We start from the raw sequence: 24,999 nt of genomic DNA, 5'->3' as shown, positions 1-24,999 counted from the left end.
GAAAAATGTTTGCATGCCGGAGCGGTATTTCAGTATAATACAAGTAAAACGGACGGAGGAAGGACGCGGCATGGCCGTCCTTTTTATTTGGGCGCGAGAAGCAAACGGAGACGTTTCTATTTTTAAGTCGCAGGTGAACACGCTTTGGAACAGTTACTAGGTAAGGAGTGGGAGATCACTCCCGCTGGCGGCGCTACAGGGGATGCGTATTTTGCGGAATATGAAGGGAAGAAATTGTTTTTAAAGCGGAATTCTTCTCCCTTTCTTGCGGTATTGTCGGCCGAGGGCATCGTCCCGAAGCTTGTATGGACGAAACGGCTCGAAAACGGCGATGTATTTACGGCCCAGCAATGGCTGAACGGCCGGGAGCTGAAGCCATGGGAGATGGGAAGCGAGCAAGTTGCGGCGCTTTTGCGGAAAATCCATCGTTCCAAGGAGCTTGTGACGATGCTGAAGCGCCTTGGCAAATCTCCGCTGCGCGCGAAGAAGATGCTCGCCGCGCTCGCTGAGCAACAGCGGCGCCATCCGGTCGGCGTTTCTGTCGTCTGTCAGGCGCTTGACTGGCTGGAACAGCATGTTTCGTCGTTGCCGGATCACGAATATGTGGTCTGCCACTGTGACATCAATCATAACAATTGGCTGCTTGCCGACGATGGCACGCTGTACTTGATCGATTGGGACGGGGCGGTGATCGCCGATCCGGCGATCGATATCGGCATGCTCCTTCATCTGTACATTCCGCGCGCCGAATGGAAGACGTGGCTCGACCAGTACGGATGGGCATGGAGCGAAGAGCTTGGTCTCCGCCTGAAGTGGTATACGATCGCCCATACGCTGCACTCACTGTTTTGGCCGAAAGGGAAGGACGGCGAAAAAGAAAAGAAGCAGTCGCTTCGGTTATTGGAACGGGTCATCACGGAGCACTGATAACGCCCTGTGCACCGCTTCTGTCGAAATGGGTGAAACACAGGCGGCACTTTCCGGCGCTCGACCGGCGGCCGCCGTTGTCCTTGATCATGTCAGTCTTTGGCCGAGGAAGACGTTGTGGCAGCGTGAAAGCAGGGGAAGATCAAGACAGCTCGTTTAACCAATCAGCCAGCTGGCCTTGGTGGGCGGAAATGTGGGCGCTTAAATCAGCGCTGTATTTCCCTCCTTGGCCATAAGCGTAAATATGGGGGAGAACTTGCTTGACTTGGCCGTCCACCTCATCGTTGGCGAGCAGCGATTTGGCGAGCCGTTCAATTTGTTCGCATTCAGAAACCGTTCCGCAGCAATCGAGCTGATGTTCGGATAAAATGTCGCGGAGCACGGTCAATTGATGGTTATAGTCGAGCGGCATGCTGGTCACCATCCTTTCGCCAGGCTGTACGGTTTTATGATGCCCGGATCGAGCCGAGTGTATGCCCGGGCGTTTTTTCGCGTTTGCGTCTTTGGCGCAAGTATGGTATCGTCAAACCAACAAACGGAAACAAGGCTGAGGTGTCAATATGCGTTTGCGCAACAAACCGTGGGCGAAAGACAAAATCGCCGCGTATCCCCAATACGTCATTCCCGATCCTGAAACAAAGCGCGGGCGATGGCGCGAGCTGTTCGGCCACGACCGGCCGCTTCATGTCGAGATCGGGACGGGGAAAGGCAAATTTATCACGGAAATGGCCAAACTTCATCCGGATGTCAATTTCATCGGCATCGAGCTGTACCCGAGCGTGCTCGTGTCCGCGCTTGACAAACTGATCGAAAGCGGGCTCTCGAACGTCAAGCTGCTGAACGCCAATGCGAAAGATCTGACCGCGTTTTTTGCCGACGGGGAAGTGTCGCGCATTTATTTGAACTTTTCCGACCCATGGCCGAAAAAGAGGCACGAAAAGCGGCGGCTGACGTATCGGGACTTTTTGGCGCTCTATGACCGCATTTTGGCGGAAGACGGAGACATCCATTTGAAAACGGACAATCAATCGTTTTTCGAATACTCGCTTGTCAGTTTGTCGCAATATGGGTTTGTGCTCGCATCGGTCCAGCTCGACTTGCATCAAAGCGGCATTACGGACAATGTCATGACGGAGTATGAAGAAAAATTTTCCGCCAAAGGAAACCGCATTTACCGCTGCGAGGCGGTGCGCCCGCCGCGGCGTTCGTCATAGGCCCGAACCGATTGGTCGGGTCTTTTTCTATTTCCGGTTGATGGAGAAAATGGTACACTAGTGGAGGGGGGAGAGAGGAAATGGAACAGTTGCGAATTGGACAAGTCACATTGACATGGCTGCAAGGCGGCGTCACCCATCTTGACGGCGGAGCGATGTTCGGCGTTGTGCCGAAGCCGCTTTGGTCCAAAAAATATCCGCCGAACGACAACAATCAAATCGAGCTGCGCACCGATCCAATTTTGGTGGAAGCCTATGGAAAACGGCTGCTCATTGAATCCGGCATCGGCAACGGCAAGCTGACCGACAAGCAAAAGCGCAACTTCGGCGTCACGGAAGAATCGGCGCTCGATGAATCGCTCGCCAAGCTCGGGCTGACGCGGCGCGACATCGACATCGTCATCATGACCCATTTGCATTTTGACCATGCGTGCGGATTGACGGTTTGGGAAGACGGACGGCTCGTGCCGGCGTTTCCGCGCGCGGCGATCATCACCTCGGATGTCGAGTGGGAGGAAATGCGAAACCCGAACATTCGATCCCGAAATACGTATTGGAAAGAAAATTGGGAGCCGATCGCGGATCAAGTCGTTCCATTTACAAAGGAAACCGAAGTCGTTCCTGGCATCCGCCTCATCCATACCGGCGGGCATAGCGCCGGGCATGCGATCGTGCTCATCGAATCAGACGGGGAGATGGCCATTCACCTTGGCGATTTGCTTGGCACGCACGCCCATCAAAACGTCCTTTGGGTGATGGCGTACGACGATTACCCGATGGATTCGATTTTTGCCAAACAGCGATGGCTCCCGTACGGCGTAAAACAAAATGCGTGGTTTACCTTCTACCATGATGCCTACTATCGGGCTGTGAAATGGCAGGAAGACGGGACGATGGCCGCCGCCGTGAAGCGGGAGCGTCCGCTATGACAGCGGCTTGGCGTCCACGATGGCTCCCGTGTAGGCGTTGATGAAAAACTCGTCATCCCCGTCGTCGCGGCAGACGCCGCCGCGGTATACGGTGTACGCCAGGCCGTCTTTCTCATACCGCTCCGGCGCCGATTGAATCCAGGAACCGCGGATGGCCCGCCGGCCGCCAAGGGCGCGTTTGGCCATGGCCAGCGCTTGTTCCGGGGGAAGAAGCGCCGGTTTGGAAACGGAGCGGACTGCATAGATGGCGACCGCGCCGACAGCGGCGCTAACGAGCCATTTTTTCCAAGCCATCACGTATTCCCTCCTTGCTTCTGTCGCTATCGTTTAGTATAGCCGATTTTGGCGGAACATGTAAGGAAAACAAAGCGAATCCGAATCGAGTCGAGAACAGAAAGGAAGACCCCGATGATGAAGGAAGAAACGCTGCGATTGTTCCAAACGTTGACCGAGCTTCCGGGAGCGCCGGGCTATGAGCACCCAGTGCGGCAGTTCATGCGCCAAGAGCTCGCAAAATACGCCGATGACATTGTACAAGACCGCCTCGGCAGCCTTTTCGGCGTCAAGCGCGGCGATGAGGCGGGCCCGACGGTGATGGTCGCCGGCCATATGGATGAAGTCGGGTTTATGGTGACGGCGATCACCGACAATGGCATGATTCGGTTTCAGCCGCTCGGCGGCTGGTGGGATCAAGTGCTCCTCGCCCAGCGCGTGCAAATTATCACGAACGAAGGACCGATCATCGGCGTCGTTGGATCGATCCCGCCGCATTTGCTCGATGAGGAGCAGCGCAAAAAAACGATGGAGATCAAAAACATGTTGATCGACATCGGGGCCCAAAGCCGTGAAGAGGCAGAACAGGTCGGCGTTCGCCCCGGCCAACCGATCGTGCCGGTCAGCCCGTTCACGTTGTTGGCCAACGGAAAAACGGTCATGGCAAAAGCGTGGGACAACCGGTTTGGCTGCGGGCTGGCGATCGAGCTGTTAAAAGAGCTGAACGGTGAAACGGTGCCGAACGTCCTGTACGCCGGAGCGACCGTGCAGGAAGAGGTCGGGCTGCGCGGGGCGCAGACGGCGGCAGCGATGATCAACCCGGATATCTTTTTCGCCTTGGAAGCCAGCCCGGCCAACGACATGTCCGGCGACAAGCAGGCGTTCGGCCATATCGGCCAAGGGGCGCTCATCCGCTTGTACGATCGGACGATGGTTACGCACCGCGGCATGCGCGAGTTTGTGCTCGACACGGCGGAAACGATTGGCGTTCCGTATCAGTTTTTCATTTCCCCAGGCGGCGGAACCGACGCCGGGCGGGTGCATATCGCCAACCGCGGCGTGCCGTCGGCCGTGATCGGCGTTTGCGCCCGCTATATTCATACGCATGCGTCGATCATTCATGTCGATGATTACGCGGCGGCCAAACAGCTCATCGTTGAGCTCGTCAAACGGTGCGACCGGACGACGGTCGAGACGATTCGCCAAAACAGCTGAGGAGAAGCGAACGCTTCTCCTTTTCCATGACAAGGAGGGCACTGGATGAAAACGGTTGCGGTCGGAACGAACAACGAAGCGAAAATCGCCGCTGTTCGGGCGGTGTTGGGGGAAAAGGAATACCGCATTGTATCGTTTGAGGTGCCGTCGGGCGTTTCCGCGCAGCCGCTGTCCGATGAGGAGACGCGGCTTGGCGCCATCGGGCGCGCTAAACGGGTGCTCGAAGCGGCCGAGGCGGACATTGGCATCGGATTGGAAGGCGGCGTGATGAAAATCGATGGGCAATGGTGGCTGTGCAACTGGGGAGCGCTCGCCGACCGAAACGGAGTGGTGGTGGCTGCCGCCGGCGCCCGCCTCGCCCTCCCGCCGGACGTCGGGGCCGGCATCGAGGCGGGGCGCGAGCTCGGCGATGTGATGGAAGCGTACACCGGGCGAAGGAACGTTCGTCGGAAAGAAGGCGCGGTCGGCGTACTAACGAACGGGCGCGTTGACCGATCGGCGATGTTTTCCCACATCGTCGAGCTTTTGGTCGGTCAATATGAATGGCTTTGTCAAAACGGGCCGTTCCATGTATGATAAATAACGAATGGTCATGCCGATGAGGGCGACCGGCTGAATGAGCGGGCCGCGTTCCACCAACGCTCCTAGATCGAGCGGCCGACAAAGCGAGGGGCGGCGTCAAACGGTGAAAACGCCGCGCGGTCATGGCCAGGCATTGTCAACGCCGGATGCGCCCTTGGCCAAGCCCCGGCCAAAAGAAGGAAAAGGAAACGGAAGGCACGGGCGCCGGCAAAACAAGGAGGAACACGAATGAACAGCCGGCAAATGTATGAGAAGATTAAAGAGCGTCTCGTCGCTCACCCGCACTGGACGTTTCGCTTTGACCCCAAGCAAGATGCGATGCGCGTGGAAGACCGCCGCACGAAAAAAGGCGTGACGATCTCGCTTCCTGGTGTCATCGCCAAATGGCACGAACAAAAAGATGAGGCGGTGCACGAAGTCGTTTATTATGTGGAGCAAACGTTGAAAACGATGGAGGAAGACGCGGCGCTTTCCGGCAATGAGCGAAACATTTATCCCGTCATTCGCTCGGCGTCGTTTCCGGCGGAGACGAAAGAAGGCGTTCCGCTCCTGTTCGATGATCATACAGCCGAAACGCGCATTTACTATGCGCTCGACCTAGGCAAAACGTATCGCTTGATTGATGAGCGCATGCTTGAAAAAGACAAATGGAGCCGCGAGCGGGTGAAGGAAATCGCCCGCTTCAACGTCCGGTCGCTGCCGACGCCGGTGAAAGAGGACCGGGTGGCGGACAACGTGTTTTATTTTGTCAACACCAATGACGGCTATGATGCGAGCCGCGTCTTAAACGAATCGTTTTTGGCCGACATGCGGGCGCGCGTGGAAGGAACGATGGCCGTTGCCATTCCGCATCAAGATGTGCTCATCATCGCTGATGTGCGCAACGACATCGGCTATGACGTGCTCGCGCAAATGACGATGAGCTTTTTTGCCGGCGGCCGCGTGCCGATTACGGCGCTGTCGTTTTTATACGAAAACGGGAAACTTGAACCGATTTTCATTCTGGGAAAAAAACGGAGAACGTAGCGGCAAGGAGGAATGAAGCGATGAACGTGTTTTACAACCGAGAAGGGGTTGGCGACGTGCTGCTTGTGTCGCTGAAACCGGTGGCGGATGAGGAACGGACGTTTGTCAAACAAGGCGATGTCGTCCGCATCATGTCCGAACGGACGGGCGAGACGGTTGGCTATAACATTTTTTCCGCGTCTTCGTACTATCCATTTTGTGGAAATGGTCCGCTGGAAGTAAATGAGGAGCTCGTCGGCATCATCAACGACATCTTGGCGAAAAACGGTTTTGACGAGCCGATCGAAGCTGACTTGTCTCCCAAGTTTGTCGTCGGATATGTGAAAGAGAAAACGAAGCATCCGAACGCCGACAAGTTGAGCGTCTGCCAAGTCGATGTCGGCGATGAGGTGCTGCAAATCGTCTGCGGAGCACCGAACGTCGCCGAAGGGCAAAAAGTCGTCGTCGCCAAAATCGGCGCGGTCATGCCAAATGGCCTCGTCATTCAAGAAAGTGAGCTGCGCGGCGTCCGGTCATCCGGCATGATTTGTTCGGCCCGCGAGCTTGGGCTGCCCAATGCTCCGCAGGAGAAAGGCATTTTGGTGCTGTCTGATGAATATGAGGTCGGCCAACCATTCGTTTTTTGACGTTCCAACGGGCGGTGCAGACGGATTCCGCCTGTTTTTTCGCCACTGGAACGACGCCAGTGGCGTTTTTTCCAACAATGAAGGCAGAGAAAGAGTGATGTGATGGATGAAATTTTTGAAACGATGGCTTCGTTTTCTTGCGAGCGACGAGGAAGAGGAAGGGAACGAGCAGCGAGCGAATTCCCCGCTGTCGGCCGGCATGCCCGGACGCGGCGAGATGGACGTCATCTACCGATATCCGCAAGGCCGCTTTCGCTTTCCACTCATTCCCGATGACGAGCTGGCGGAAGAGGGGGAGAGGCCGGGGCGGGCGAAAAGCGAGGCATCCCGGCCGCTGCTGAATCGGCGCCCGTCGGCCGGCGCGGCAAAGGCGGTGGAAAAACGGCCGTTCCGCCCGTCTGATGTGCCATCCCCGGTTTTTGGATACGATCGGAATCGGGGAAAACAGCGGCAACGACCGGATGAAATCGAGCTGGCCGGTGCAGTGGATGCAGAGAGCCGGAGCGGCGGGGCGGTTCGGGAAGGGGCCATCCATGGCGAAGCGACACGGCAAGACGAGTGGGAGGGCACGGAAAGCCGGGCGGCTGAATCGCCAAAAGAAGAGGCGTCTTTGGCCAAGCGGGCAGAGGCATGGAGCGAAGACGCGAGAGGAGCGATGCCTGCGGCTGTTATGGAAACGGAAGGAAAAGATGGGCTTGCGCCGGCGGCACAGGAAGAACAGGATGCCGAGGCGGATAAAAAGAAAAGGCATGAGCTGGACGGACGAGGCAAAGAACGCGCGCCGCACGAGACAGCCTGCGGCTTGGAGAGCGAAGGACAAGAGGCGCCATCACAGATGGGGAATGGAGACGGAGAAAACACTGCTTCGACAGAATTGCGAGAGAAGACGTCAGATCGCGAAATCCGCCACTCGGCGGCGCCCGTGGGCCGGGAGGAGGCTTCCCGATCTGGGCGAACGCGCATTCCGTATAATGTGATCATGTTAAAGCAAGATTGGCGCAAGTTGAAAGAAAAGGCAGCGAATCGATCGAACGGCTGCGTGCTGCCGCCATTGGCGCTTCTTGAGCCGCCGGAGAAAGCAGCCGAGCGCGACGAGCAGTGGCTTCATGAGCAATGCCGGCGGTTGGACGAGACGTTTGCGAGCTTTCAAATCGGCGCGCACGTCGTTGGTGTGACGCAAGGGCCGACGGTGACGCGGTTTGAAGTGCAGCCGGATTTAGGAGTGAAAGTGAGCAAGATTACGAGTTTAATCGATGATATCAAGCTCAGTCTGGCGGCGAAGGACATTCGCATTGAAGCGCCCATCCCGGGAAAACGGACGATCGGCATTGAGGTGCCAAACCGGACGAGCCGTCCGGTGCGCCTGCGGGAAATTTTGGAAAGCGAAGCGTTCCGCAAAAGTCCATCGCCACTTACCGTGGCGCTTGGGCTTGACATCAGCGGAGCGCCGGTCGTGACCGACATTCGAAAAATGCCGCACGGGCTCATCGCTGGAGCGACCGGGTCGGGAAAAAGCGTCTGCATGAACGCTATGCTCATCAGCATGTTGTATAAAGCAGCGCCGCACGAAGTGAAATGGCTGCTCATTGACCCGAAAATGGTCGAACTGGCGCTGTACAACGGATTGCCGCATTTGCTCAGCCCGGTGATCACCGAGGCGAAGGCGGCTGCGGGGGCGCTCAAGTGGGCGGTCGGCGAAATGGAACGGCGGTATGAACAGTTTGTCCACGCCGGCGTGCGCGATATCGAAAAATATAACGATCATCTTCGCGAACGCGGCAGCAGTGAGCCACCGCTGCCGTACATCGTCATCGTCATTGATGAGCTAGCGGACCTCATGATGGCCGCTCCAGCCGATGTCGAAGAATCGATTTGCCGGCTGGCGCAAAAGGCGCGGGCGTGCGGCATCCATCTGCTGATCGCGACGCAGCGGCCGTCGGTCGACGTCCTCACGGGATTGATCAAGGCGAACATTCCGACGCGCATTGCCTTTTCTGTCTCATCCCAAGTCGATTCGCGCACCATTTTGGATGTCAACGGCGCTGAACGACTGCTTGGGCGCGGCGATATGCTGTTTTTGGAAAATGGTTCGGCCAAGCCGGTGCGGCTGCAAGGGTGCTTCATTTCCGATGAAGAAATCGAACGGGTGACGGCGCATGGGAAAGCAGAGCAAAGTCCATCCTATCTGTTTGACCCGGACGATTTCCGACAAACGGGGGCGTTTGGCGGTGAGGATGACGAATTGTTCGAGGAAGCATGCCGGTTTGTCATCGCCCAAGGGGGGGCGTCCACCTCGAGCCTGCAGCGCCATTTCCGCATCGGCTACAACCGCGCCGCCCGGCTGATCGAGATGATGGAGCAGCAGGGGCTGATTTCGGAAGCGCGCGGCAGCAAACCGCGCGATGTGTTGATGAGCGAAGACGAGTGGGAGCGCTGGCGCGAGCAGAACAACTGAGAGCAGTCGGCCTTCTTTTGGCGGGCGGTAGTGTTTTGACTCCTCGCGTGCTATAATGGGGAAATGAATGGTGCACTGCAATGAGAGAAATGGCAAAACGAGATGGATATCATATACTGTCTTACAGAGAGACGATGGTTGGAGGGCTTAGCGATGACAGCTTACCATTTTGTAGGCATTAAAGGCACGGGGATGAGCGCGCTCGCGCAAGTGCTTCATGACCTTGGCTATACGGTGCAAGGGTCGGATGTAGAGAAATGGTTTTTCACGCAAAAGGCGCTTGAAGAGCGGGGAATCCCGGTGCTGCCTTTTTCGAAAGACAATATTCGCCCTGGTTATACGGTCATTGCCGGCAACGCGTTTCCAGATACGCATGAGGAAATCGAGGCGGCCCGTCAACTCGGCGTTCCCGTCATTCGTTACCATCGCTTTTTAGGAGAGTTGGCTGGCCGATTTACGAGCATCGCGGTGACCGGTTCGCATGGAAAGACGACGACGACGGGGTTGCTTGCCCATGTGATGCAAGGAGCCCATCCAACGTCCTATTTGATCGGAGACGGCACAGGAAAAGGGGAGCCGGGAAGCAAATATTTCGTGTTTGAAGCGTGCGAATACCGTCGGCACTTCCTTTCCTATTTTCCAGACTATGCGATTATGACAAATATTGACTTTGATCACCCAGATTATTTTGCCAATATCGATGATGTGTTTTCCGCCTTCCAGCAAATGGCGCATCAAGTGAAGCAGGCGATCGTCGCCTGTGGGGATGATCCGTATTTGCCGAACATTCAGGCGAAAGTGCCGATTTTGTTTTACGGGTTTGGCGAAGAAAACGATTTTCAGGCGCGCAATATCGTCAAGACGACGGAAGGGATGGCGTTTGATGTGTTCGTGCGCAACACATTTTTCGCCTCGTTTGCCATCCCGCGCTTTGGCACCCATAACGTATTGAATGCTCTCGCTGTGATCGCCCTCTGCCACTACGAAGGGGTGGATGCCGGCACGATCGCCAAACGGCTGCAAACGTTCCAAGGAGTGAAGCGCCGCTTCAGTGAAAAAACGGTCGGGCGCCAAGTGCTGATCGATGATTATGCGCATCATCCACGTGAAATTACGGCGACGTTGGAGGCGGCAAGGCAAAAATATCCGGGCCGTGAAGTGGTGGCGATTTTTCAGCCGCATACGTATACACGGACGCAGACATTTTTGCGCGAGTTTGCCGAAAGTTTGCAACAGGCGGACCACGTGTATTTGTGCGACATTTTCGGTTCGGCGCGCGAGCATGAAGGAAAATTGTCGATCCGTGACTTGCAGGCGCAAATTCCGCGTTCCCAGCTGCTTGAGGAACAAAACGTATCCGTGTTGAAGCGGCATCAAGATGCGGTGTTGGTGTTTATGGGCGCCGGCGACATTCAAAAGTTTCAGCACGCGTACGAACGGGCCGTTCTTTCCGCCTGACGGCCGGCAGGAAGCGGGCCGCGGTGAAGGCGGCCCGTTTTTCCTGTTTTCCAACCAAGCAGGAAAGAGTGCGTGTCATGTCGAAGTTTGAATAAAGAAAAAGATGGGTACAAAGGAAATGAAACGTGTGGGCAAGGAGGAACTCTCGTGGAATGGCTGTTGTATGGCAGCGCCGCTCTTATCGCGCTCGCTTTTTTGCTGCTTGTCGTTTACATAGCGAAAACGCTGGTTGTTTTGCAGGAAACGCTGCGCCGTCTGGCGACGGCGGTCAGCCATGCCGATCAACAAGTCGAAGCGGTGGCGAAAGAAATTCAGACGCTTCTTCAAACAGCCAACGCCATTGCCGGTGATGTGCAAAAAAAAGCAGAAAAGCTAAACGGCGCCATCGAGGCGGTCGGGGAAATCGGCGGCGCGGTTCGCACGCTCAACCGCGCGCTTCGGCAGGCAGCGGCCGCCTTGTCGGCGAAAGCGGATCCGGGGCGTGAAAAGTGGGTAAAGGCGCTGCGTTGGGCAAATGTTTTGCTCGATGTATGGGAAAAATGGAGAAAAAGAAAACCACTGCATCCAAAGGAGGGAATCGAACATGGCGAAAAATAACGGCGGATTTTTGCTTGGAGCGCTTGTCGGCGGCATCGCCGGCGCGGCTGCTGCGTTGTTTTTGACGAGCGAAAAAGGGCGGAAATGGCTGGCCGAATGGAGCAACGATGAGACATGGGAGCCGATGAAAACAACAGCTGTCGAATGGTTGGAAACAGCGAAAGAGAAAACGAAGGAAATCGCCAACTTCATTCCGTTGAAATCCACGACGGTGCCGGTTGGCGGGGAAAACGGCGGAGAGGAAGCCAGGGAGGCAACGATTCCGATTCCGCCATCCGCCGGGCCAGCCGACCGGGAAACGCTGCAAAAACTGCTTGAGGAAGCGGAGGCAGCGCTTGATGACGCCGAGCAAAACATCACATCACGAAAAGAAACGGAGTGAAGGAGATGGGAATGGAGAAGCTGGAGACGATCGAACAATTTGATCGTGCCATGAAGGAAACGGAACGTTTTTTGTTCGTCAAGCATAGCCTCACCTGCCCGATCAGCCAAGCGGCGTTCCGCGAATGCGAGAAGTTTGCCGCTGATCATCCAGAGCTCGCGGTGTATTGCCTGTACGTTCAAGAGGCGCGGCCGCTCTCAACCTATATTGCCGAGACGACCGGAGTGAAACACGAGTCGCCGCAAGTGCTGCTGTTTGAAAACGGCCGAGTCGTCTGGCACGCGTCCCACTGGGCCATTACGTACGACGCGCTTTCGGAGCATATCGGCGCCTGATCCATCCGCTCGCAGCCGCGGGCGGTTTTTTGTGCGCTTTTTGCTTTAGTGCTTAAAAGCGTTTAATCAAAAAAGCATTTTTTTCGTGACAACGATAGCTCCATCGATTATAATAAACACTAATTAAATGACTTCGCTCTCCAAGACGGGGGCGCAGCTTGCCGGCGGCCGGCAAGAGGCGAAAACAATGCACTACACTTGGCGAAAGGATGAGAAAAGCATGAGCAATGAGAGATTAGACGAACTGCGGGCGCGAGTCGATGAGATCAACTTGCAGCTATTGAAACTGATCAATGAGCGGGGACGGCTCGTTCAGGAGATCGGAAAAATTAAAGAAGCGCAAGGGACGCACCGCTACGACCCGGTGCGCGAACGGAAAATGTTGGATCTCATTTCCGAGCATAACGACGGGCCGTTCGAAACATCGACGCTGCAGCACATTTTCAAAGAAATTTTTAAAGCAGCGCTCGAGCTGCAGGAAGATGACCACCGGAAGGCGCTTCTCGTCTCGCGGAAAAAGCATCCGGAAAACACGATCGTCGAAGTGAAAGGCGAGCGAATTGGCGACGGCAACCAATATTTCGTCATGGGGCCGTGCGCGGTCGAAAGCTATGAGCAAGTCGCGGCGGTGGCGGAGGCGGTGAAAAAACAAGGGATCAAGCTGCTGCGCGGCGGCGCCTACAAACCGCGCACGTTGCCATACGATTTCCAAGGGCTCGGCGTGGAAGGGCTGAAAATTTTAAAACGGATCGCCGATGAGTTTGATTTGGCGGTCATCAGCGAAATCGTCACCCCGGCCGATATCGAAATCGCCTTGGACTACATTGATGTCATCCAGATCGGCGCGCGCAACATGCAAAACTTTGAGCTGCTCAAGGCAGCAGGCCAGGTGAACAAGCCGATTTTGTTAAAGCGCGGCTTGGCGGCGACGATTGAAGAATTCATCAACGCCGCTGAGTACATCATGTCGCAAGGAAACGGGCAGATCATTTTGTGCGAGCGCGGCATCCGCACGTATGAGCGAGCGACGCGCAACACGCTCGACATCTCGGCCGTGCCGATCTTGAAGAAAGAAACGCACTTGCCGGTGTTCGTCGATGTCACCCACTCCACGGGGCGGCGCGATCTGCTCATCCCGTGCGCCAAAGCGGCCTTGGCGATTGGCGCCGACGGCGTCATGGCCGAAGTGCATCCGGACCCGGCCGTCGCCTTGTCCGATTCCGCCCAGCAAATGGACATCGCCCAATTCAATGAGTTTATGGAAGAAGTGCGCGCCTTCCAACGGCAGTTTGTCCAGGCGTAAGAGGATCCCCTCGGTTGTTGCCCGAGGGGATTTTTTGATGAGATGGCGAGTTTTGGGGCAAACTACTCGTGAACGGTTTGTGAACAAACAGGCAAAATGGTTGCGATTTCGTTGCGAGTTGGCGATAATGTATCGTATGATAGTTGTACATACATTCGGAATTTGACCGGTTATTGGATCGAGCGAAAAGGAGTGAAACGGAATGACGGTAACGATTTATGATGTGGCGCGGGAGGCGAACGTCTCGATGGCGACCGTCTCGCGCGTCGTGAACGGCAACCCGAACGTCAAGCCGTCGACGAGAAAAAAAGTGCTGGAGGCCATCGAGCGGCTCGGATACCGCCCGAACGCCGTGGCGCGGGGGCTCGCCAGCAAAAAAACGACGACGGTCGGGGTGATCATCCCCGATATTTCGAGCATTTTCTTCGCCGAACTGGCGCGCGGCATTGAGGACATTGCCACGATGTACAAGTATAACATCATTTTGAGCAACTCCGACCAAAACAAAGAAAAAGAGCTGCATTTGCTCAATACGATGCTCGCTAAGCAAGTGGACGGCCTTTTGTTTATGGGCGGAACGATCACCGAGGAGCACGTCGCCGAATTTCAAAAGTCGTCGGTGCCGATCGTGCTGGCAGCGACGATGGGGCCGGAGGAGATTCCGTCGGTCAACATCGACTATGAGCAGGCGGCGTTTGAAGCTGTGACGTATTTGTTGGAAAAAGGAAACCGCCGTGTGGCGTATGTGACCGGTCCGACCGACGACCCGATCAACCAGCGGAAGTTGGCGGGGTATCGTCGCGCGCTTGAGGAACACGGCGCGCCGTATGAGGAAGAGCTCGTCATTGAGGGTGACAACTCGTACGACTCGGGCTTGGAAGCGTATGAGAAAATCACGGAGCTTACGGAACGGCCGACGGCTGTGTTTGCCGGCACGGACGAAATGGCGCTCGGCATCATTCACAGCGCCCAAGACCACGGCGTGCGCGTGCCGGATGACTTGGAAGTCGTCGGCTTTGATAACACGCGATTGGCGACGATGGTGCGGCCGCGGCTGACGACTGTTGTGCAGCCGATGTATGACATCGGGGCGGTGGCGATGCGGCTCTTGACCAAGTATATGAACAAAGAACCAGTGGACCACCATATCGTCGTCTTGCCGCATCGGCTTGAGGTGCGCGAGTCGACGAAATGAACAGCAGGGGCCGACCCAAAAGGTCGTCTGTTTTCCAGATCGATGAAAGATCTAGCATAACGTACACATTCGGTACGTATTATATAGTGATGAAAGAGGGTGTCCCGATCCTTTTTGGAACACCCTCTTTTTTTGTCTGCTGCTTTATGCAGGCAAAAAACGGTTGAACGCTCTGCCACCTACGAAAATGCTTAGGAGGCCGGGGATTTAAGGGGAAATACTGCTCTCCAACAGTGTTTCTCAAACTGAAAAACCTTGCAACGTCATCATTTGATTCCTTTTGATTTCTCACCAATCGAGCGAATCCGTTGTTTTTCACCAGCCTTTTCGAGGTGGGAGTGCTTGGGACCCCCCGCTCCATGGCAGGTAATGAACCAAGCCATCCCCGTGCATCCCACGGTTCAGCTGCCTTACAACGACAGCAAACGAATCTCTTCATTCAAAATAATTCGGAACGACATCGTTATGATCGTGTCGACCGCTGGCTGCGGATGAAATACAGCGCCTTTTCCACCGTCTGGGCGTTTTTTTCGCTGATCTCCGCCTTGCGTGGAATCGGGGGATACAAGTCGTCCGGATCGTCCCACTCAAGCGGGAGCGTGACGGATGAAAGCGGTTGCCATCGTTCGCGCCACTCATCCGGCAGCGGACCGGACACATCGGCTCGGTCGGTCATCTCCAGCCAAAGGAGCGCCCACGCCCGCGGCACGACGCGCCAAATGTCATATCCGCCGCCTCCGACGGCGATCCAGCGTCCGCCGCAATATTCATGAGCGATTTGATGCGCAAGTCTTGGAATCACCCGATACGTTTTCATCGTCACCGACAAATGGGTGAGCGGGTCGTAATAGTGGGCGTCGACGCCGTTTTGCGTCACGATGACGTCCGGGCGGAAAAAGTCGGCGATCTCCCGAAGCGCGGTCGTATAGGCAGCAATCCATGATTCGTCTTCCGTGAATGCATCAAGCGGAATGTTGAACGAATAGCCGTAGCCTGCCCCGAGGCCGCGCTCGTTGACATTTCCCGTCCCGGGAAACAAATAGCGCCCCGTTTCATGAATCGAAAACGTGCAGACGTTCGGGTCGTCGTAAAACGCCCATTGCACCCCGTCGCCGTGGTGGGCGTCCGTGTCGACGTACAACACGCGCAGCCCGTATTTTTCCCGGATATATTGGATGGCGACGGCGCTGTCGTTGTAGACGCAAAAGCCGGACGCTTTGCCGCGGAAGCCGTGATGCAGACCGCCGCCCAAGTTGAGCGCATGCTCAGCCGCCCCGGAAAGAACAGCGTCGACGGCGGTGAGGGTGCTGCCGACAAGCAGGGCGCTCGCTTCATGCATATTCGGAAACACCGGCGTGTCTTCCGTGCCGAGGCCGTAGTTCAGCGCCGCCGCTTCAGACAGTTCGCCGCGCCCGGCTGCTTTCACCGCCTCGATGTACGAGCGGTCGTGAATGAGCGCCAGCTCGTCATCCGTCGCCATGCGTGGGGCGACGATATGGCGGTCTTCCAGCGCGCCGAGCGTGCGCAACAAGTCGTACGTCAGTTTGACCCGCAGCTGGTTGAACGGATGGTCGTCATGAAATTTGTATTGAAGAAATTGCTCGCTGTAAACGAATGCACAGTTTCGGCTCATGACGTAACCCCCGGCAAGTTCGGCCATAGCACGTGATAGCCGGCGTTTTGCAAATCGCGGATCAAGGGAAGCGGGTTCATCGTCTGCACGCGGAAGACTAAAATTTTGTAGTTCGGGTCTGGGTCCGGATACAACAGGACGCTGGCGATGTTCACATGGCGCTCGCTGATGATGGCCGCCGCTTTGCTGAGCATGCCGGCCTCGTTCGGCACTTTGATCTCGATTTGCGACCCTGGCTGGTGAACGCCGGTCAGCTCAATGAAGGTGCGGAGCAAATCCGTTTGCGTGATGATGCCGACGAGCTTCCCATGGTTGACGATCGGCAGGCAGCCGATCCGGTGTTCGTAAAAGAGCGCCGCCACCTCCTCGACAAAATCGAGCGGATGGCCGACGATAACGTCGGTTTTCATCACGTCCCCGACCGGTTTTTTCAATTCTTCCCACTGTTCGGAAAGGTGAAAAATGGATGGGCTCGCTTCGCGCAAATCTTGGCTTGTCACAAGCCCTACTAGACGTCCTTCCTCATCGACGACCGGCAGATGGCGGATGCGGTGATGGCGAAGCAACTGCAGCGCTTCAGCGATCGTATTCGCCGCGCGGACCGTCACGACCGGCGCTTTCATCACTTGTTCGACAAGCATCGTTCTCCTCTCCCCTTTGTGCGTGGCATTTTATGCGCGCCCTCGAAGCGGACGGCAGGCGCAAACATTCGGACAGCCAAGAATTTCATCCCTATAAGGTGGGTGAAAAACAAGTTTTGCACCCACCTCAGCGACATTGGGTGGGCAAGGATACCGGCATGGCAAGATTTCCCCTATAGAGAAACAGTTGGGTCAGCCGATTTTCCCTTTCCTGACCGGCCTTCAATAGCTAGTACATATAGCGGTTCATAAACCGAAGCCGGTCGAATCGTTGGATCGATTCGGCGTCGACCCGTTTGCCGATGCGGACCATCAAGCAGTTCGCCGGATGCGAACAAATTTCTGGGTCATCGGTCGCATACCAGACGAGTCCACCGGCGTTCATCATTTTCTCCATCACTTTTCGGTACTCCCATACGTTCAGCCCAGTGCCTTTTAGATCCCAATGCCAATAATACTCCGTTGTAATGATGATGTAGTCTTCCATGGCATCGTCCATCATCGAGACGATCAACAAATTTTTTCCGACGCCAAACCCGCGAAACTCGGGGATGACTTCAATGGCGCCAAGCTCGAGCAAATTTTCCATGTTCCCTTCTGACCAGCGCTCGAGCGGGTCGGGATACAAAAACGTCACATAACCGACGATCGTCTCGCCGCGGCGGGCGATGATGATCCGCCCTTCCGGCAGCTTGGCGATTTCGATCAACGCTTTGTGCTGTTTGGCAGGCGGTCGGAAGGAAGTGAGGTCATGGTGGAATTCATAGCTGGCCAATGCTTCCGGCGTCACCGGCCCTTCGATGAGCAGCGTTCCTTTCGGGGTTTTCAGCTCTTTGGCGTTATACGTTTTTTTATGTTCCATTCGGCCACCACCTGAATTGGTCGTTCTTTTATCATTATACATGAAACCATCGTCGGCTGGCGCGGTTCAAAAAAATTTCCAAAAGCGGGGGACAAGAAATATTTTAAAAATTGAGAAATGGGTTTTGATAGACTATAATAGAAATGTAATCACTTACATAAGGGGGATCGGAGAATGAAAACAGAACGGCTGCCCGTCATACAAGGGGACTACAACTTGAAAGACTACGAGGAAACATACAAACGGTTTCAATGGTCGGAAGTGGAAAAAGAGTTTTCTTGGCACGAAACGGGACGAGTCAACATGGCGTATGAGGCGATCGACCGCCATGCTGAGTCGTTCCGTAAAAATAAAGTGGCGCTCTACTACCGCGACGCGGTGCGGAATGAAAAATATACGTTCAAAGAAATGAAAGAGATGTCCAATAAGGTGGCGAACGTCTTAAAACAGGCGGCGGACATTCAGAAAGGCGACCGCGTGTTTGTGTTTATGCCGCGCTCTCCGGAACTGTACTTTGCGGTTTTGGGCATCATCAAAACCGGCGCCATCGTCGGACCGTTGTTTGAGGCGTTCATGGAAGGCGCGGTGCGCGACCGTCTCGAAGACAGCGGGGCGAAAGCGATCGTGACGACGCCGGAGCTTCTGCCGCGCGTGCCGGTCGGCGATTTGCCGGAGTTGAAATACGTCTTTTTGGTTGGCGACGGCATTGTCGAGGAAGGGCCGTACATCGATTTGAAAAAGCGGATGAATGAGGCAAGCAAGCACTTCGACATCGAATGGGTTGACCGCCAAGACGGCTTGATTTTGCATTACACCTCCGGTTCAACCGGCAAGCCGAAAGGCGTCCTGCACGTCCATAACGCGATGATTCAGCACTATCAAACCGCGAAATGGGTGCTCGACTTAAAAGAAGACGACATTTACTGGTGCACGGCTGACCCAGGGTGGGTGACCGGGACGTCGTACGGCATTTTCGGCCCATGGCTGTGCGGGGCGTCAAGCGTCATCGTCGGCGGCCGCTTCAGCCCGGACGCTTGGTATCAAACGATTCAAGATTTCGGCGTCACCGTCTGGTACAGCGCGCCGACGGCGTTTCGCATGCTGATGGGCGCCGGCGATGAGATCGTGAAAAAATACGATTTAAGCTCGCTCCGCCACATTTTGAGCGTCGGCGAGCCGCTCAACCCAGAAGTCATCCGCTGGGGAATGAAAGTGTTCGGCCGCCGCATCCATGATACGTGGTGGATGACGGAAACGGGCGGTCATCTCATCTGCAACTACCCATGCATGGAAATCAAGCCGGGATCGATGGGGAAACCGATTCCGGGCGTCGAGGCGGCGATCATCGACGACCAAGGAAACGTCCTGCCGCCGTACCGGATGGGCAACTTGGCCATCAAAAAAGGCTGGCCGTCGATGATGAAAACGATTTGGAACAACCCGCAAAAATATGAATCGTACTTTATCGGCGACTGGTACGTCTCGGGCGACTCGGCCTACATGGACGAAGACGGCTACTTCTGGTTCCAAGGGCGCGTGGACGATGTCATCAACACATCCGGCGAGCGCGTTGGGCCGTTTGAAGTCGAAAGCAAGCTCGTCGAGCATCCGGCCGTTGCGGAAGCTGGCGTCATCGGCAAGCCGGATCCGGTGCGCGGGGAAATCATCAAAGCGTTCATCGCGCTCCGCGAAGGGTACGAGCCGTCTGAGGAACTGAAAGAAGACATCCGCCAGTTCGTCAAAAAAGGGCTCGCTGCCCATGCGGCGCCGCGCGAGATCGAGTTCCGCGACAAACTGCCGAAAACGCGGAGCGGGAAAATCATGCGCCGCGTCTTAAAAGCGTGGGAGCTCAACTTGCCGACCGGCGATTTGTCAACGATGGAAGACTGATGAGCGAAAAGCGTCTGGAACACCCGCTGTTCCAGACGCTATTGTTCTTTTCCGGCGAAAGCCGAAGCTGGGGCGGCTGCAAAGACGGTGATGGAACGGAAAACGCGGCCAACAGCCTGATTTCTCCATTTGAAAAACCTCATAAATGCTTGTTTCTCCTTCGCTTAAGAACCATCCATTTGCCGAAAATCGTTATGCTTTCCCCATTTTCACCAAACAAGAAAGGGTGTCCCAACAAGAATCGCGACACCCTTTCCCATCCCCATATGCACGCGCCAACGCCTTGTGCAAAGCGAACGGCATCTTCTGAAGAAAGACCATCGTTTCGGTCAGCCCCTTGTTGCTTCGCCATCGCCCGACGGCGAAGGAGAAGACGGCTTCCCGCTCTTTTGATGACCGGAATCCGGCGATGAGGCGGACGGCAGCGAAACGGGGTTCGACGGCGCCGATTCCTGTCCGGCGATGTCCACAGCGGTGACGCAGTATGAAACGCCCGGCCACAACGGCGAAAACGAGGCTGCCTCGTCCACTTTAACAACGGCAACGATGCGCCGCGCCCCCGTTTCGTTCACTTGATAGACGCGGTAGCCGATGACATCCGGCTCGTTATGGCGATTCCAGACGAGCTTGCCGCCTGCCAGCCGAGCGGCGGGTCGAGTCGGAGGACGGCCGTTTTCCTTTAATGTGGAGACGAGCAGTGCATCGCCCGCCTGCCCCTCGCCGTTGATCCCCCAATCGGCGAGAAGCTTCGGATTCACGATCATTTCACGAGCGACAAACTCTTCCGGCGTCGTCTCGAGCGCGGCATAGCGGCGTCCGCCGATGACGACGACCCGGCTTTCCATCACTTCCTCGCCGCTTCCTTCCCGCGGCGCAAATTTCGCATTGTATAGATCGTAGCGGACAAGCCCGGCTTTTTCACACGCGGCCGACGGGCTGAAGCCGCTCGCGGCGCAGTAAGCGCGGCGGACGATGCCGCCCGGCATGAGAAACCGGTCGGACGGCGCGATGAGCTTCGGGTTTTCTTGATAGGCAGCATTGATCAGCCGCGCCCATAACAGCTGGGTGCGCTGGCTGTAGGAAAGCCCTTTGTAGCGGGACTCAAGCGGCGCCGGCCGGTCATAGCCGATCCAAACGCCGAACGTGACGTTCGGATTGACGGCGATAAACCACGAATCGCGCTTGTCTTGCGATGTTCCGGTTTTTCCCGCCCAATCAGCGGAAAAGGTCAAGTAGCGCGGCACTGACGAGGCCGTTCCGCCGTGAAGCACGTCGCGCATCATATCGATCATCAAGTACGACGTTTGCGGTGAAAACACCGGAACGGGTTTGCTTTGATGTTTGTAAACGACCTTTCCATTCCTGTCGACAATCTTCTCAATCATGTAGGCGTCAACGAACGATCCATAATTGGCGAACGTCGCATAGGCGTTGACGTTTTCCTCGACCGTGACGCCAATGTGCGTCCCGCCGATCGCCAAAGCCGGATTGGCTTCTTCTTGATTCGAAACGCTCGTGATCCCCATTTTATGCAAATAGTGGATCGGATGCCGGGATTGGATTTTTCGATACGTCCGGACGGCCGGAATGTTGAACGATTGCTGCAAGGCATAGCGCGCCGTGACGAGCCCGTGCGTTTTTCCGTCCGCGTTTTTCGGCGTATACGAACCGATCGACAACGGGAGATCGGGAATGATCGTCGCCGGCTGGACAACGCCCATCTCCATCGCCGGTGCGTACACCAAGAGCGGCTTCATCGTTGACCCGTTGGATCGGTGCGCCTGGGTGGCGTGGTTCAGCTGTTCGCGCTTGTAGTCGCGGCCGCCGACGAAGCTGATGATTTTTCCTGTTTTGTTTTCGATCAGCATCGCCCCGACTTCGACTGGTTGGCGATGGGAGATCATTTTTCCTGTTTTCTTGTCTTTGCTGTAATACACATTGTCGCTTCCGTAATACGGGTAGCGGGTGGCGATGCGTTGCATTTGTTCATAAATCTTTTTATTGATCGTCGTATAAATCCGATATCCACCTTGGCGCAACGCTTTTTCTGCCTCGCCGAGGTAGCGGCGGGAACGAGCGGGATCGCGCTTCCATTCTTCCGGCTTATAGCCGTCGCGCTTGGCGAATGTTTCCGCCAACACGTCTTTTGCCCGTTTCTCGATTTCCATCGTCAAAAATGGATACCGTTCAAACGGCGACGGCTTCGGGGCGGCGAAATGCTTCGCCACATCATAGGCAAGCGCTTCCTTATACTGCTTTTCGGAAATATAGCCGGCCCGCTTCATCCGGTACAGCACCGTTTTCATCCGTTTCAAGCCCGCGGAAATGTCCGGCTTGACGCTGCCGTCAGCGGCAAACGGGGTGTAGACGAACGGATTTTGCGGCAGGCCGGCCAAAAACGCTGCCTGAGGGAGGTTCAACTGTTTGGCGTTGACGCCAAAGACGCCCTGGGCCGCGGCTTGGATGCCGGCGACGTTGCGCCCGGACGAGCTGCGGCCGAACGGAACGACGTTTAAATAGGCCTGTAAAATGTCTGTTTTGGAAAAAAATTTTTCCAGACGAAGCGAAAGCAGCATTTCTTTCGCCTTCCGTTCAAACGACACCTCGTTCGTCAGCATCTGGTTTTTGACGAGCTGCTGCGTGAGCGTGCTCCCGCCGCTTTTGACCGGTGAGTTGGTCAGCTCTTGAAACACAGCGCGGATGACGGCCTTCGGAACGACGCCGTGATGTTCATAAAAATGTTCGTCTTCTGTCGCGATGATGGCTTGCACGACGTACGGAGACACGTCGGACAGGCGCACTGCCTCGCGGTCAAGGTCGGACCGGAACCGCCCTAAATACACGCCGCCGTCAAAGTACATATGGCTCGTTTCGCCGTAACTGTAAATCTCCTTTTTCATCTCGTCGGGCGAGGGAATGGGCATATCCTTGACCAAAAAGGCAAAATAGCCGGCGCCCGCGCCGATGGCAAAGCAGACAAAGCAGAGTGCGGCGACGAGCAAAATCAAGATGACGTTCCAAACGACATCGTATGTAAGTGAAAAATAATGCCACGCTTTTTCAAGAGAAGCGGAAAGTTGGTTTCGCTTCATGCCAGCCCCCCTATGCGGCACGTCATTATATATTAAGTATACCATAGGAAGGGGAGACATTGTGGAATTTTGCCGATTTTTCGCCGTTTGCGCGAAAAGGGTTAGGGTTGACAGCGAGTGCATCGCTATGGTAATAAGTTATATATATTTCATATGAGAAAGCGATGATGGGAACAAGTAGCGGCTGTCTCCCTGGTGCAGAGAGCTGGCGGACGGTGCGAGCCAGTCCACAGGCAGGCGTGAATTACCTCCCTGAGCAGCGATGGCGAACAGCGTTGTTTTGCCTAGTAGCCATTTGCCGGCATGCGCCGTTACCGAAATGAGCGGGAAAGCAGGACGCTTTCCAAGTAGGGTGGTACCGCGGTTTGACACTCGCCCCTTCATCACGGGCGGGTGTTTTCTTTATTTAGGACATTCATAGAGAGGTGAAGGACATGGATTTGCTTGCGGAATTGCAATGGCGCGGGCTCGTCAACCAAACGACAGATGAGGACGGGCTCCGAGAGCTGTTGAAGGAAGAGAGCGTGACGCTTTATTGCGGGTTTGACCCGACGGCGGACAGTTTGCATATCGGCAACTTGGCCGCCATTTTGACGCTGCGCCGTTTCCAACAGGCGGGCCATCAACCGATTGCGCTAGTTGGCGGCGCCACTGGGCTGATCGGTGATCCGAGCGGGAAAAAAAGCGAGCGTACGCTCAATGCCAAAGAAACCGTCGAGGCATGGAGCGCACGCATTCAAGAGCAGCTCGCCCGCTTTTTAGATTTTGAAGCGCACGGCAACCCGGCGAAAATCAAAAACAATTACGACTGGATCGGGCCGCTGGATGTGATCTCGTTTTTGCGCGATGTCGGCAAGCATTTCAGCGTCAACTACATGCTGGCGAAAGAGTCGGTTCAGTCGCGCATCGAGACGGGCATTTCCTTTACCGAGTTCAGCTACATGATGCTGCAGGCGTATGACTTCCTGAAGTTGTACGAGATGGAAGGCTGCCGTCTGCAAATCGGCGGGAGCGACCAGTGGGGCAACATTACGGCCGGGCTTGAACTCATTCGCAAAACAAACAGCGAGGCGAAAGCGTTCGGCTTGACGATTCCGCTTGTGACGAAGGCGGACGGCACAAAATTCGGCAAAACGGAAAGCGGCACGATCTGGCTCGATCCCGAGAAAACATCGCCGTACGAGTTTTACCAGTTTTGGATCAACACTGACGACCGCGATGTCATCCGTTACTTGAAATATTTTACGTTCCTGTCAAAAGAGGAAATCGAGGCGCTTGAGCAAGAGCTGCGTGAGGCGCCGGAGAAGCGGGCGGCGCAAAAGGCGCTTGCCGAGGAAGTGACAAAGCTCGTGCACGGCGAAGAGGCGCTCAGGCAAGCAGTCCGCATTTCTGAAGCGCTCTTTAGCGGCGACATCGCCAAGTTGACCGCGGCGGAAATTGAGCAAGGCTTCAAAGATGTGCCGTCATTTGTTCATGAAGGAGGCGACGTTCCGCTTGTCGAGCTGCTCGTTTCCGCCGGCATTTCGCCATCGAAGCGGCAAGCGCGCGAAGATATCCAAAACGGCGCCATTTATGTGAACGGAGAGCGCATCCAAGACGTGGGCGCCGTCCTGACCGCCGAGCACCGCTTGGAAGGGCGGTTTACCGTCATCCGCCGCGGAAAGAAAAAGTATTATTTGATTCGCTACGCCTAAACAAAAAGATCCGAAATGCATGGGCATTTCGGATCTTTTTTGCGCCTTAACGCGAGTAGAACTCGACGATGAGCGCTTCGTTGATTTCCGCCGGCAGTTCGGAACGCTCCGGCAAGCGGGTGTACGTTCCTTCCATTTTTTCTGGATTGAACGTCAAGTAATCCGGAATGTAATTGTTCGCTTCGAGCGCTTCTTTAATCACTTGCAAGTTGCGCGATTTTTCGCGGACGGCGATCGTTTGCCCCGGTTTGACGCGGTACGACGGGATGTTGACGCGGTTGCCGTCAACCAAAATGTGACCGTGCGTCACGAGCTGGCGGGCTTGGCGGCGCGTGCGGGCCAACCCTAAGCGGTAGACAAGGTTGTCCAAGCGCGACTCCAACAAAATCATGAAGTTTTCGCCGTGTTTGCCCGGCATTTTGCCCGCTTCTTCAAATGTTTTGCGGAATTGGCGCTCGTTCACGCCGTACATATGGCGCAGCTTTTGTTTTTCTTGCAGCTGCAAGCCATATTCGGACAATTTCCGCCGTTGCCCTGGGCCGTGTTGGCCAGGCGGATACGGACGTTTTTGCAATTCTTTGCCCGTGCCGCTCAACGAGATGCCGAGGCGGCGGGAAATTTTCCACATGGGTCCAGTATAGCGAGCCATTCGTTGCTCCTCCTTACGCTT

General features: G+C 55.7%; 23 protein-coding genes and 1 other annotated feature. Of the genes, 16 read left to right on the top strand and 7 right to left on the bottom strand.

What is annotated here, in order from left to right; genetic code table 11:
* Positions 1-144 precede the first annotated feature (144 nt).
* Positions 145-927, top strand: a complete 783-nt coding sequence (locus ETC05_RS05590) for a phosphotransferase family protein (protein ID WP_031407602.1) — start codon at positions 145-147, stop codon at positions 925-927.
* A 142-nt stretch (positions 928-1,069) separates the two neighbouring features.
* Here the strand turns inward: ETC05_RS05590 and ETC05_RS05585 are convergent, their stop codons facing one another.
* Complete coding sequence (locus ETC05_RS05585; protein WP_031407603.1) at positions 1,070-1,339, bottom strand: YtzH-like family protein; 270 nt, start codon at positions 1,337-1,339, stop codon at positions 1,070-1,072.
* 148 nt (positions 1,340-1,487) lie between these two features.
* Here ETC05_RS05585 and trmB point away from each other — a divergent pair, with 148 nt between their 5' ends.
* Positions 1,488-2,141, top strand: coding sequence for a tRNA (guanosine(46)-N7)-methyltransferase TrmB (trmB, locus tag ETC05_RS05580; RefSeq protein ID WP_031407604.1), 654 nt, complete (start codon positions 1,488-1,490; stop codon positions 2,139-2,141).
* Between the two features lie 80 nt (positions 2,142-2,221).
* Complete coding sequence (locus ETC05_RS05575; protein ID WP_031407605.1) at positions 2,222-3,070, top strand: YtnP family quorum-quenching lactonase; 849 nt, start codon at positions 2,222-2,224, stop codon at positions 3,068-3,070.
* Here the strand turns inward: ETC05_RS05575 and ETC05_RS05570 are convergent.
* A complete protein-coding gene (locus ETC05_RS05570; RefSeq protein ID WP_031407606.1) occupies positions 3,065-3,364 on the bottom strand; it encodes a PepSY domain-containing protein in 300 nt (99 codons plus the stop codon). The genes ETC05_RS05575 and ETC05_RS05570 overlap by 6 nt on opposite strands.
* Before the next feature lie 117 nt (positions 3,365-3,481).
* Between ETC05_RS05570 and ETC05_RS05565 the strand changes: the two genes are divergently transcribed.
* From ETC05_RS05565 to ccpA, 11 genes are all read left to right on the top strand, one after another.
* A complete protein-coding gene (locus ETC05_RS05565) occupies positions 3,482-4,558 on the top strand; it encodes a M42 family metallopeptidase (RefSeq protein WP_171660558.1) in 1,077 nt (358 codons plus the stop codon).
* Positions 4,559-4,603: 45 nt separating this feature from the next.
* Positions 4,604-5,134, top strand: coding sequence for a DUF84 family protein (locus tag ETC05_RS05560; protein WP_031407608.1), 531 nt, complete (start codon positions 4,604-4,606; stop codon positions 5,132-5,134).
* Positions 5,135-5,368: 234 nt separating this feature from the next.
* Positions 5,369-6,166 (top strand): DUF1444 domain-containing protein, encoded by a 798-nt coding sequence (locus ETC05_RS05555; protein ID WP_171660541.1) that lies wholly within the window; start codon positions 5,369-5,371, stop codon positions 6,164-6,166.
* 20 nt (positions 6,167-6,186) lie between these two features.
* Positions 6,187-6,792, top strand: coding sequence for a YtpR family tRNA-binding protein (gene ytpR, locus ETC05_RS05550; protein WP_031407611.1), 606 nt, complete (start codon positions 6,187-6,189; stop codon positions 6,790-6,792).
* 106 nt (positions 6,793-6,898) lie between these two features.
* A complete protein-coding gene (locus ETC05_RS05545) occupies positions 6,899-9,247 on the top strand; it encodes a DNA translocase FtsK (RefSeq protein WP_171660540.1) in 2,349 nt (782 codons plus the stop codon).
* 153 nt (positions 9,248-9,400) lie between these two features.
* Entirely contained in the window at positions 9,401-10,705 is a 1,305-nt protein-coding gene (gene murC / locus ETC05_RS05540) for a UDP-N-acetylmuramate--L-alanine ligase (protein ID WP_031407613.1), read from the top strand.
* A 147-nt stretch (positions 10,706-10,852) separates the two neighbouring features.
* Entirely contained in the window at positions 10,853-11,302 is a 450-nt protein-coding gene (locus tag ETC05_RS05535; protein ID WP_031407614.1) for a DUF948 domain-containing protein, read from the top strand.
* A complete protein-coding gene (locus tag ETC05_RS05530) occupies positions 11,289-11,684 on the top strand; it encodes a hypothetical protein (protein WP_031407615.1) in 396 nt (131 codons plus the stop codon). Before ETC05_RS05535 ends, ETC05_RS05530 begins: the two co-directional genes overlap by 14 nt.
* Before the next feature lie 5 nt (positions 11,685-11,689).
* Positions 11,690-12,019, top strand: coding sequence for a bacillithiol system redox-active protein YtxJ (gene ytxJ / locus ETC05_RS05525; protein ID WP_031407616.1), 330 nt, complete (start codon positions 11,690-11,692; stop codon positions 12,017-12,019).
* A 220-nt stretch (positions 12,020-12,239) separates the two neighbouring features.
* Entirely contained in the window at positions 12,240-13,322 is a 1,083-nt protein-coding gene (locus ETC05_RS05520) for a bifunctional 3-deoxy-7-phosphoheptulonate synthase/chorismate mutase (RefSeq protein WP_171660539.1), read from the top strand.
* Between the two features lie 202 nt (positions 13,323-13,524).
* Positions 13,525-14,517, top strand: a complete 993-nt coding sequence (gene ccpA / locus ETC05_RS05515; protein WP_031407617.1) for a catabolite control protein A — start codon at positions 13,525-13,527, stop codon at positions 14,515-14,517.
* A 463-nt stretch (positions 14,518-14,980) separates the two neighbouring features.
* On the opposite strand, the gene ETC05_RS05510 is transcribed toward ccpA, so the two are convergent.
* The 3 genes from ETC05_RS05510 to ETC05_RS05500 form a co-directional block, all read right to left on the bottom strand.
* Positions 14,981-16,150 carry an acetoin utilization protein AcuC gene (locus ETC05_RS05510; protein ID WP_031407618.1) on the bottom strand — a complete coding sequence of 390 codons (1,170 nt, stop codon included), beginning with the start codon at positions 16,148-16,150 and terminating at the stop codon, positions 14,981-14,983.
* Positions 16,147-16,791: an acetoin utilization AcuB family protein gene (locus ETC05_RS05505; protein WP_031407619.1), complete on the bottom strand. Its 645-nt coding sequence runs from the start codon at positions 16,789-16,791 to the stop codon at positions 16,147-16,149. The genes ETC05_RS05510 and ETC05_RS05505 overlap by 4 nt, the downstream gene beginning before the upstream one ends.
* Before the next feature lie 229 nt (positions 16,792-17,020).
* The gene (locus tag ETC05_RS05500) at positions 17,021-17,653 is read right to left on the bottom strand and encodes a GNAT family N-acetyltransferase (RefSeq protein WP_031407620.1); all 633 of its coding nucleotides are present in this window, start codon (positions 17,651-17,653) and stop codon (positions 17,021-17,023) included.
* 174 nt (positions 17,654-17,827) lie between these two features.
* Between ETC05_RS05500 and acsA the strand changes: the two genes are divergently transcribed.
* On the top strand, positions 17,828-19,543 hold the full coding sequence (gene acsA, locus ETC05_RS05495; protein WP_171660538.1) for an acetate--CoA ligase: 1,716 nt from the start codon (positions 17,828-17,830) through the stop codon (positions 19,541-19,543).
* 329 nt (positions 19,544-19,872) lie between these two features.
* Here the strand turns inward: acsA and ETC05_RS05490 are convergent, their stop codons facing one another.
* Positions 19,873-22,635, bottom strand: coding sequence for a transglycosylase domain-containing protein (locus ETC05_RS05490; protein WP_171660537.1), 2,763 nt, complete (start codon positions 22,633-22,635; stop codon positions 19,873-19,875).
* A 155-nt stretch (positions 22,636-22,790) separates the two neighbouring features.
* Positions 22,791-23,018: a binding site (T-box leader), on the top strand.
* Positions 23,019-23,069: 51 nt separating this feature from the next.
* Here ETC05_RS05490 and tyrS point away from each other — a divergent pair.
* Positions 23,070-24,329 (top strand): tyrosine--tRNA ligase, encoded by a 1,260-nt coding sequence (gene tyrS / locus ETC05_RS05485; RefSeq protein ID WP_171660536.1) that lies wholly within the window; start codon positions 23,070-23,072, stop codon positions 24,327-24,329.
* 46 nt (positions 24,330-24,375) lie between these two features.
* Here the strand turns inward: tyrS and rpsD are convergent, their stop codons facing one another.
* Positions 24,376-24,978 (bottom strand): 30S ribosomal protein S4, encoded by a 603-nt coding sequence (gene rpsD / locus ETC05_RS05480; RefSeq protein ID WP_031407624.1) that lies wholly within the window; start codon positions 24,976-24,978, stop codon positions 24,376-24,378.
* Between the last annotated feature and the right edge of the window lie 21 nt (positions 24,979-24,999).

Origin of the sequence: Geobacillus sp. BMUD, from assembly GCF_013096845.1 — a bacterium.
GTDB lineage: Bacteria > Bacillota > Bacilli > Bacillales > Anoxybacillaceae > Geobacillus > Geobacillus vulcani.
Note: the sequence above shows the minus strand (reverse complement) of the source record. Positions and strands in the feature narration are given on the sequence as shown.

What these genes read in the sequence shown, in the direction of transcription:
- ETC05_RS05560 (WP_031407608.1), top strand. Translation starts at nt 4,604, where the DNA reads ATGAAAACGGTTGCGGTCGGAACGAACAACGAAGCGAAAATCGCCGCT.
- ETC05_RS05575 (WP_031407605.1), top strand. Translation starts at nt 2,222, where the DNA reads ATGGAACAGTTGCGAATTGGACAAGTCACATTGACATGGCTGCAAGGC.
- ccpA (WP_031407617.1), top strand. Translation starts at nt 13,525, where the DNA reads ATGACGGTAACGATTTATGATGTGGCGCGGGAGGCGAACGTCTCGATG.
- ETC05_RS05555 (WP_171660541.1), top strand. Translation starts at nt 5,369, where the DNA reads ATGAACAGCCGGCAAATGTATGAGAAGATTAAAGAGCGTCTCGTCGCT.
- ETC05_RS05530 (WP_031407615.1), top strand. Translation starts at nt 11,289, where the DNA reads ATGGCGAAAAATAACGGCGGATTTTTGCTTGGAGCGCTTGTCGGCGGC.
- ytpR (WP_031407611.1), top strand. Translation starts at nt 6,187, where the DNA reads ATGAACGTGTTTTACAACCGAGAAGGGGTTGGCGACGTGCTGCTTGTG.
- ETC05_RS05570 (WP_031407606.1), bottom strand. Translation starts at nt 3,364, where the DNA reads ATGGCTTGGAAAAAATGGCTCGTTAGCGCCGCTGTCGGCGCGGTCGCC.
- ETC05_RS05545 (WP_171660540.1), top strand. Translation starts at nt 6,899, where the DNA reads ATGAAATTTTTGAAACGATGGCTTCGTTTTCTTGCGAGCGACGAGGAA.
- trmB (WP_031407604.1), top strand. Translation starts at nt 1,488, where the DNA reads ATGCGTTTGCGCAACAAACCGTGGGCGAAAGACAAAATCGCCGCGTAT.
- acsA (WP_171660538.1), top strand. Translation starts at nt 17,828, where the DNA reads ATGAAAACAGAACGGCTGCCCGTCATACAAGGGGACTACAACTTGAAA.
- murC (WP_031407613.1), top strand. Translation starts at nt 9,401, where the DNA reads ATGACAGCTTACCATTTTGTAGGCATTAAAGGCACGGGGATGAGCGCG.
- ytxJ (WP_031407616.1), top strand. Translation starts at nt 11,690, where the DNA reads ATGGGAATGGAGAAGCTGGAGACGATCGAACAATTTGATCGTGCCATG.
- rpsD (WP_031407624.1), bottom strand. Translation starts at nt 24,978, where the DNA reads ATGGCTCGCTATACTGGACCCATGTGGAAAATTTCCCGCCGCCTCGGC.
- ETC05_RS05490 (WP_171660537.1), bottom strand. Translation starts at nt 22,635, where the DNA reads ATGAAGCGAAACCAACTTTCCGCTTCTCTTGAAAAAGCGTGGCATTAT.
- ETC05_RS05585 (WP_031407603.1), bottom strand. Translation starts at nt 1,339, where the DNA reads ATGCCGCTCGACTATAACCATCAATTGACCGTGCTCCGCGACATTTTA.
- tyrS (WP_171660536.1), top strand. Translation starts at nt 23,070, where the DNA reads ATGGATTTGCTTGCGGAATTGCAATGGCGCGGGCTCGTCAACCAAACG.
- ETC05_RS05500 (WP_031407620.1), bottom strand. Translation starts at nt 17,653, where the DNA reads ATGGAACATAAAAAAACGTATAACGCCAAAGAGCTGAAAACCCCGAAA.
- ETC05_RS05510 (WP_031407618.1), bottom strand. Translation starts at nt 16,150, where the DNA reads ATGAGCCGAAACTGTGCATTCGTTTACAGCGAGCAATTTCTTCAATAC.
- ETC05_RS05565 (WP_171660558.1), top strand. Translation starts at nt 3,482, where the DNA reads ATGAAGGAAGAAACGCTGCGATTGTTCCAAACGTTGACCGAGCTTCCG.
- ETC05_RS05505 (WP_031407619.1), bottom strand. Translation starts at nt 16,791, where the DNA reads ATGCTTGTCGAACAAGTGATGAAAGCGCCGGTCGTGACGGTCCGCGCG.
- ETC05_RS05520 (WP_171660539.1), top strand. Translation starts at nt 12,240, where the DNA reads ATGAGCAATGAGAGATTAGACGAACTGCGGGCGCGAGTCGATGAGATC.